The following is an 8,990-nucleotide window of genomic DNA, read 5'->3' on the forward strand; positions in this document are numbered from 1 at the left end:
TACTGTCCTATTTTGATTTTAATTGACTATAAATTTAATCCACTATATTAGTGAGTTCCCGTTTTAAAGCTGGATTTCCATTTGCGTGGTAACGGCAGTCTTTGTCTGCGGGAAGTCTGCTTCAAGAAATTGAAATAAGAGAAGCGGGCAAGCTGCATTGGTGAGAAGTTGAAAAGAGGTCGTCTGAAACGTTCTTAAACGTAAGTTTCAGACGACCTCTTTTCATGATTCGGATAGGCAGATTTAAACCGGGCGGCAGGCAATCATATAATTCACTTCTGTCGAGTCGCATAAAGAATAGCGGCGGGTCAAAAGATTGTAGGTCATGCCCTTGGTATCGATAACGTCCAAACCTGCCTGCCTGCACATCCGCGCCAGCTCGGCGGGCGTGATGAATTTTTGCCAATCGTGCGTCCCTTTGGGAACAAAGTTCAACACATATTCCGCACCGACAATCAGATGGAGATAAGATTTAGGGTTGCGGTTGATGGTGGAGAAAAACACCATGCCGTCAGGCTTTACCAGCTCCGAACAGGCTTTGACGATGGCGGCGGGGTCGGGAACATGTTCCATCATTTCCATACAGGTTACAACATCGAAGCTGTGCGGCTGTTCGGCGGCAAGGTCTTCGACACGGATGCAGCGGTAATCGATATTGTCCACACCTTCGGCAGCGGCATGGGCTTGGGCGGTTTCCAACGATTTTTCCGCCATATCGATGCCGGTAACGTGCGCCGCGCCGCGCTTTGCCATGCTTTCCGACAAAATCCCGCCGCCGCAGCCGACATCCAAAACACGCTTGCCTGCCAACTGCGTGAACGAGTCGATATAGCCCAAGCGCAGCGGATTGATGTCGTGCAAAGGTTTGAACTCGCCGTTTTTATCCCACCATTTATCCGCAATTTGGCTGAATTTAGCGATTTCGTCCGCATCGACGTTGTGTTGTCCGGCTGCTTCCATCATGATTTTCCTGATTTGGATTTCGGGTTGAAGAGGGTTTCGATTTTATAGCAAAGCGGCAGGATGGAACAGAGACAAACCGCCTCCAGCCGCCAAAAGGTCGTCTGAAAACGCCGCTTACCCTTTTCAGACGACCTTTGACTTGTTTTTACCCCTTCCGCCTTGTTTGCCGCGACCTTTCCCATTAATTTATAGTGGATTAACTTTAAATCAGGACAAGGCGCCGAAGCCGCAGACAGTACAGATAGTACGGCACCGATTCACTTGGTGCTTCAGCACCTTAGAGAATCGTTTTCTTTAGCTAAGGCGAGGCAACGCCGTACTGGTTTAAAGTTAATCCACTATAAATCGAGTCCTCCTCGCATTGCCAAAACAGCAAGCCCCGACCTTCATCAAAAAGAAAACCCAATGAAACCATTTATCCGCGCCGCATCCCTACTCTTCCTTGCCGCCGCCTCCACGCTTGCCTTCGGCAAAGACTTTATCATTTACGACCGTATGGACTACGTCGGTAAACCCGACCTGACCGCCGACAAATTGTCCAAAGTATTCCTGATTTACGAATCCGAGCTGGTCATGCCCGACCCTGCCGGCAAGCGCAAACACGGTGTGTTGAACGAAAAACGAATCCGCGAATTGGCGCGCCAGTCCTATCGCGAAGGCTACCGCACCATCTCCACCGACATCGAAACCTGGTTTGCCGAAAAAGACGGACAAATCCTCACGCCTCAAGAACTTAAAACCGACTTTGCCCGTATGTATCAGATTTTCAGAGAAGAGAATCCCCGCGCCTACATCAGCAACTACGGCTTGCCCGACGAACACCTGCACGCCATCCGCTACTACCAAACTCAGGCGGACAACGAAGCAGTATTGGCAAAATGGCGGCAATTCAGCAAACGCCGTCAAATGAGCGCAGCCATCAGCGATTACGCCAATCCCGTGTTCTACATCACCACGCCCGATTTGGCGCAATGGGAAAAAGACGTCCAAACCACCGTCGCCGAGATTAGAAAACGTTATCCCGACAAAAAAATCATCGGCTACCTCTGGCCGCAATATTATTCCGCAAGCAACAGCCCGTATTTCAAACAATTTATCGATGCCGGACGCTGGCAGAAAATGCTCGAAATCTGCAGCAAATATATGGACGGCGTGATTATCTGGTCGGACAAGCGCGATGAAAACCATCAAATCGTCCGCTGGAACGACCCGCGCATACAGGCAATCATGCGCGCGACCAAATCCTTTATCGCGGCGCGCCCCAAAGACATCGCCGTCGAAGCATTGCAGCCGCCGACATCATCCAAATCATTGAAAAGCACCAAATTGAAATAAACAGCGCATTTTCCGCCGCCAATTCAACAGCGGAAAAAATGACGGTGATTGGATAAATCCGCCAAGCAAAAAGGTCGTCTGAAACCCAAAATTTAGGTTTCAGACGACCTTTTGCCGTCATGGCAGCTTTGTTTCTTATCAAATCTGATCGGAAGCAGTTGCCGGTTGCAATACGGCAAGAATAAAGACAGCAGAGCCAATCTTCCCACAAGCTCCAAGCAGGCGGGCATCCGCTTTTCATCAAGCCTGTTCAACAGAAATCCACCGGCCAAACCTTACCTGAAGATTTCAGCTTGCGCAGGAATGGTAATCGTCAGCAAGCCTTGTTTATTCGAATCCATAATATTCCGTCATGCAGACGGACGGAAGCAGAAAGAGCGTATCGAGTACGCTCTTTTTTATATGGGTAACAAAGAGGGCGATGTCCATGATCTTGTTGCAGTTTATTTTCAGACGACCTGTTTCAAAATTTTCTTACGGCATTTTTTCATTTTAGTATAAATGCTTTATGAAAGCCTAAGAGCATAAATTAAGAAGTCATCTTTGGCATAGTAATTGCAGGGTAATAGTCATAGTTCTATATTATTTGGTAAATAAGTGTTAAGTTTAGAAGTAAGATTATGGATTATCGGAGCTTTTTTAAAATAGACGGTAAGTTTAGTTAGTCTTAAACACTATTTCCAAAGATATAGATATGTTCTAAAAATTGTACCTAAGTGACAATTAACGTCAACCTGATTGGTTTTCAATAATATATAAACAAAATAAACGAATGCCTGCCTCATAAAATCCGCTTGTGCCTGAAGAAGAAGATCCGGCGGCGGGGCAGTGCGGGGAGTACGTCTTGTTTTGACTGTATGTATTTGAATTCAATCTGATATTTTTTAATAAATCCAACCAAGAGAGATTGTTATGAATAAGATTTTCAAAGTTGTATGGAACCGTACCATCGGTTCTTTCGTCGTTACTTCCGAATTGGCGAAGGGACGTGTCAAATCAAGCAGCGAAGGTGCTGAAGGGGATGTGCGCGCCTCAGAGGAAGGTCGTCTGAAAACCTTATTCAGACTGACGGCGTTGAGCGCGGCATTATTGGGACTTTCCGAAGGGGCTTGGGCAGTGGTTGCGCCTGCCGCTGCGGTTGCAAATGGTGGAGGTGGTGAAACTGCAGTCAACGGCGGTGATGCTAGGGGTACGGGGGCAATTGCAGTTGGTGCCTATTCGCGTGCGGGAACAAGGGGTAACCCGCCTCATGGTTTAAACACGGGTACTATTGCAATTGGTGGTAGTGATTCAGGTACGGCTACGTATGCTGATGGTAATAATGCGATTGCTATTGGTACGAGCGCGAATTCAAATGGGGCTAAGGCGGTAACCATCGGTTCAGATACGCTTGCTACAGATCAATGGACTACTGCTTTGGGTGGTCGCGCCGAGGCGAAGGCACGAGGTGCAACAGCCATTGGTAGTTGGACACAGGCAACAGGCCAGTTTGCGGTTGCTATCGGCGGTAGTGACCGCTTTGGGCGAGATGCCAATACAGAGTTGAATGACGGTAGTGGCGCGACTTTGGCCTCAGGGGCTCGCAGTACCGCCATTGGTCGACGCGCGATGGCTACAAGGGATGATACGCTTGCTTTCGGTACGAATGCGAAGGCTACGGGCGTAGATGCGGTTGCTTTTGGGACGAACGCGAATGCATCATTTCTTAAATCGATTGCTATCGGTAAAAATACACAGGCAGCAGAAGAGGCTTCTATCGTTATTGGTAGTGATGATGTTAAATATGGAGAGATTAAATCAACCTCCAGACAAGGTATTGCCATCGGTACGGGAGCTAAGGCGACAGGGAAGAACCAAGCGGTTGCCATAGGTCCGGATGCCACTGCTTCGGGTCAGCAATCAACCTCCATTGGTAACAATACCCGTGCGGAAGGGGACTCGTCTATCGCCATCGGCAGTGATGATTGGGATATTGCAAAAGAAAGCGTCAATACACAGTACAAAAAATTGACTGGTTCTGATATGTCCAGTGGTTATCAAGGTACTAAGGCTGCTACGGCAGCAGTTGCGGTGGGTGTGAAGGCGCAGGCAACAGGTGCTCTGTCTACGGCTTTTGGTCCGGGTGCGATCGCTAGCGGTTTGGGTGCATCAGCATTCGGTGTGGGTGCATCTGCTACTCAGGATAAATCCGTTGCCATCGGTGCGGGCTCGACCACAACCATTAATGCGGAAAAGATAACTACTGCAACTGTAAATGGTATTACCTATGGTGGTTTCGCGGGTACGAACAACTTGACGCACGGTTCGCAGGTTTCTTTTGGTACGGCAGGCTACGAACGTCAACTTAAAAATGTCGCCCCAGGTGCAATCACTGCAACTTCCACCGACGCGATTAACGGCAGCCAGCTTTACGCGCTTCATGCAGGTTCGGGCAATATCGCCAAAGCGGTTGCCAATGCATTGGGCGGCGGCGCGGCTGTGGGCATTGATCCTACAAACAATCAAGGTACGGTAACGCTGCCGTCTTATGATGTGTTCAAAGGCAATACAACGCCGAATGCCACAGGCAGCAGTACAACCAAATTCAATACGGCAGCCGCAACCAACGTGGGTAGCGCGCTGACCAATCTCAATACTTACGTCAACCAAGGCTTTGCCGTCAAAGATAATTCGGGCGCGGCGAAGGGCATTGTTACGCCCGGCGAAAGCGTGCAGTTTGCCGACGGCAATGCAACTACCGTTACTGTTGAGACTGAAGCAGATGGTAATACTAAAGTCAAATACGACGTCCAAGTGGACGGAGAAACTGTCAAAATCGAAAACGGCAAACTGACTGCCGCATCGCAAACTCATTTTTATAGTGTAAATAGCACAGATAAAACAAAAGCCAACTACAACAATGACGGCGCAACTGGCGAAAATGCGATTGCCGCCGGTCCTGAAGCCAGGGCTGCTGCGAGCAATGCGGTTGTGATAGGTAGCAAGGCTGCTGTTGAGGCGGCAGCAGGCTCTGATTCCACTATTAATGGCGATACTACTGGCGAAGGTTCGGTCGCCGTTGGTGCACTAAGTAAAGCAAGCGGCAAGAACGCAACCGCCATCGGTCAGCAAGCAAATGCCTATGGTCAAAACTCGTTTGCTGGCGGTCAAGATACTGAGTCATCAGGTAAATCGAGCGTGGCCATAGGTGATGGCTCAAGAGCTACTGATAATTCTACCACTGCTGTTGGTCCATATGCCAAAGCTCAAAAAGCAGGTGCATCAGCATTCGGTTTCAATGCCAATGCTCAAGCAATAGGCTCTGTGGCAGTGGGTCGACTGGCACAAGCTCTGAAGTCGAATGCTGTTTCGGTAGGTAATGAAAGTAAGGCAAAAGGAGAAGATACTGTTGCTATCGGTACTAGTGCCGATGCTGTGCAAAATCGGGCAATGGCAATCGGTAAAGGGGCTTTTGCTAATGATGCCGACACGATTGCATTCGGTGCCGGTACGAAGGCTGATAAAAGATATGCTATTGCTATCGGTTCGGGCAATAATGCTTGGAAAACTGATTCTATTGCGTTAGGACGTGCTGCCAATGCAGACGGCGAGGCTTCTTTGGCGCTTGGTTTGAACAGCCATACCCGTTTGGAAAACGCTATCGCTTTAGGTAATGGTGCAAACGCCGATTATAGTAATAGCATCGCCATCGGTAAATCCAGTCATGCGGCTGAATCCGCGGGAGTTGCTATCGGTAATGACGCACAGGCTTTGAAATTTAGCTCCGTTGTTATCGGTGATCAGGCTCAATCCAATAACTCGCGCTCTGTCGTCATTGGCTATAACGCTTCTGCAACCAATCCTGAAATGTCCGCATCCGGACAAGATTACAATCAAACCGTTGCTATCGGTTCATATGCCAATGCATGGGGCGATCAATCTACTGCCATCGGTAACAATGTAAAAGCACAAGGCAATTCTTCTATCGCCATCGGTGCGGACGACTGGGAGAACGTTGCGGTGAAAACTGTAGCCGGTACGGGTAAAACGGTTAAAGAGGTTTATCAAGACTATACCGGCGATGTCATGGTAACCGGTAAAAATGCTACTGAACAGACGACCTCAGGCGAAGCTGCGGTAGCGATTGGTACTAAATCAAAGGCAACAGGCGAATTGTCTACCGCCTTTGGTACGGGTACACGTGCCGAAGGCGTTGCCTCTGCCGCATTCGGTATGGGCGCGAAAGCTACTAAAGGTAACTCTGTGGCAATCGGTGCGGGCAGTACGACTGCAACCAATGCAACCGAAGTCAACGAAGCTACTGTCAACAATCTGAAATACTCAGGTTTTGCAGGCGGTAACCATATTACCTCCGGCGACCAAGTGTCTTTCGGTTCGGCAGGCTACGAACGTCAACTGAAAAACGTTGCTCCGGGCGAAATCTCTAACACTTCTACTGATGCCATCAACGGCAGCCAGCTGTACGCGGTACAAAACGTTTTGGGTAATACTGCCCAAACTGTTAAAAATGTATTGGGCGGAGATGCCGCAGTCGGCGAAAACGGCGGCTTTACAATGAGCAACATCGGCGGTACAGGTCAAAATACCATCGATGCGGCTATCCGTGAGCTGAATACTAATGCGTACAAACCATTCAAACTGACGATAGCGCAGACTGGTGGTACCAACGGTGTATCGGAAAACCATACACTGCAAGACGTTACCAGCGGTTCAACCATTACGCTGGAAGCGGGCAAAAATATTGCCCTGCGTCAGAGCGGTGCGACTGTCAGCATCAATACTGTCGATAATCCGGAATTCGCGGGCAAAGTTACCGCTAAGGGCGGATTGGATATGAGCGGCAACAAGATTACCAATGTTGCCAAAGGCGATACTGCCGGCGACGCGGTTAATCTGGGGCAGTTGCAAGAAGCGATGGCAAACCTGAGCGTCAGCACGCTGACGACTGTCAACAATGATGCGCCGTTTTCTTATGTGGGTACAGACGGCAGAATTCTGAGACGTGAAGTAACTGTCGCTCCGGGTACGGGCGTGAAAACCGTATCGTTCAAACATATTGACGACAATACGGAATACACAGGCGGTGTAACCATTGCCGCATTGAACCCGACCGATCCTCAAACCACTACTCCGACCACAGTCGGCAATGTGAAGAACGGTGCTAAAGACAATGATGCGGTCAATGTTTCCCAATTGAACAAAATCGCTGAAGCCATCGGTACGCAAGTGAATCCCGACGGCACGATTACTGCGCCGACTTACAGCGTCATTTCAGGTGACCCTTCGACTGCAAGCGTAGCTAATTACAACACTGTAGGTGGTGCGCTTACCGCTTTGAGCAATGCCGTACGCACGCCGTTGAATTTCGAAGGCGACACAGGCACGAAATTTGATCGCCAACTCGGCAGCACCGTAGCAGTCAAAGGCGGACAAACTGATAAGACTAAGCTATCCGATAATAATATTGGTGTGGTTTCAGACGACCAAAATCACACGTTGAACGTCAAATTGGCAAAAGAATTGACCGGACTGACTTCCGCAGCCTTCAGCGGCGATGTAACCGCTGCCGGTACGACCGTTAACGGCTCCGGCGTAACCATCGGCTCCGGCAGCAACCCAGTGAGCCTGACTGCGGGCGGACTCTCCAACGGCGGCAACAAGGTTACCAACATTGCTGACGGCGTGGCTGATACCGACGCAGCAAGCTTCAAACAAGTTAAAGCTGCGAAAACCGAGGTTCAAGGGGGTACGAATGTTGCCAGCGTAACCAAAACCGATAACCCGACTGACGGTCATACGGTTTACACCGTCAACGCCAAAGGTGCAGCCGTTGCGCTCGACAGTAGTGTAGATGGTTTGAAACTTACGTCGTCTGAAGATACAACCACCAATGTCACTACCTACAAACTGGATTTGTCTGACAAAACCAAAGCCTCTTTGACAAAAGCCGACAGCGCATTGCAAAACATCGGCGTACAAGTCAACGGTACAGATGCTAAAACCTTGACTAAAGACGACTCAACGCTGAACTTCGTTAATGGCACAGGTACGACCGCCGAAAACAAAAACGGCACCGTTGCGTTCAATGTCAATAAATCTACATTGACAGCAGGTACGGACGGTACGGTTAATGCTGGAAAGGCGGGCGATGCTTTCGCCACGGCTGCCGATGTTGCACAAGCCATCAATGAGGCTGTTGCCAACAGCGAAAAAACCAGCGTGGTAGAAAAGGGCGACAATACCCATGTTACTGCTGTGGAAGCAGGTAATAAAACGACCTACACCGTCCATGCTGACAATACCACGGTTAGCGTGAAAGATGGCGGTAAATTGAAGTTGGAGTCGTCTGAAAAAGCAAACGCCAACCAAACCAAAACCACCAACTACGAACTTGACCTTACAGACGCCGCCAAGGCTGAGATTCAAAAAGGCGTGGATGCAAAAACAGCCGTCGACACCAAAGGTATTACCTTTAACGGCGATAGCGGCTCTCCCGTAACCAAAAAACTGGATGAAACGCTGGCAATTAAAGGCGACGACAAAAATGTGGTTACCGAAGCAAGCGCAGATGGCATTAAAGTCAAACTGAAAGACGACATTACGTTGACCAGTGTAACTGCCGAGACTTTAAAGGCAGGCGCCAGCGAACTGACCACTACCGGACTGACTACGCCTAAAGTTACCGCAGGTGA

Annotated in this window: 4 protein-coding genes; 3 read left to right on the top strand and 1 reads right to left on the bottom strand. The window is 49.3% G+C overall.

Annotated elements, in window-relative coordinates:
• Positions 1–243: 243 nt before the first annotated feature.
• Positions 244–963 (bottom strand): bifunctional 2-polyprenyl-6-hydroxyphenol methylase/3-demethylubiquinol 3-O-methyltransferase UbiG, encoded by a 720-nt coding sequence (ubiG, locus tag HMPREF3277_RS00775; protein WP_070869744.1) that lies wholly within the window; start codon positions 961–963, stop codon positions 244–246.
• Positions 964–1,368: 405 nt separating this feature from the next.
• Between ubiG and HMPREF3277_RS00780 the strand changes: the two genes are divergently transcribed.
• From HMPREF3277_RS00780 to HMPREF3277_RS00790, 3 genes are all read left to right on the top strand, one after another.
• A complete protein-coding gene (locus tag HMPREF3277_RS00780) occupies positions 1,369–2,298 on the top strand; it encodes a hypothetical protein (protein ID WP_070869745.1) in 930 nt (309 codons plus the stop codon).
• A 165-nt stretch (positions 2,299–2,463) separates the two neighbouring features.
• A complete protein-coding gene (locus HMPREF3277_RS00785) occupies positions 2,464–2,799 on the top strand; it encodes a hypothetical protein (protein WP_070869746.1) in 336 nt (111 codons plus the stop codon).
• A 411-nt stretch (positions 2,800–3,210) separates the two neighbouring features.
• On the top strand, positions 3,211–8,990 hold a 5,780-nt coding region (locus HMPREF3277_RS00790), incomplete at its 3' end, for an ESPR-type extended signal peptide-containing protein (protein ID WP_141765158.1).

This window comes from Neisseria sp. HMSC70E02 (assembly GCF_001838645.1).
In the GTDB taxonomy this organism is placed as follows: domain Bacteria; phylum Pseudomonadota; class Gammaproteobacteria; order Burkholderiales; family Neisseriaceae; genus Neisseria; species Neisseria macacae.

Bases quoted from the DNA above. Each gene is read 5' to 3' on its own strand.
- HMPREF3277_RS00780 (WP_070869745.1), top strand. From the start codon at position 1,369: ATGAAACCATTTATCCGCGCCGCATCCCTACTCTTCCTTGCCGCCGCC.
- ubiG (WP_070869744.1), bottom strand. From the start codon at position 963: ATGATGGAAGCAGCCGGACAACACAACGTCGATGCGGACGAAATCGCT.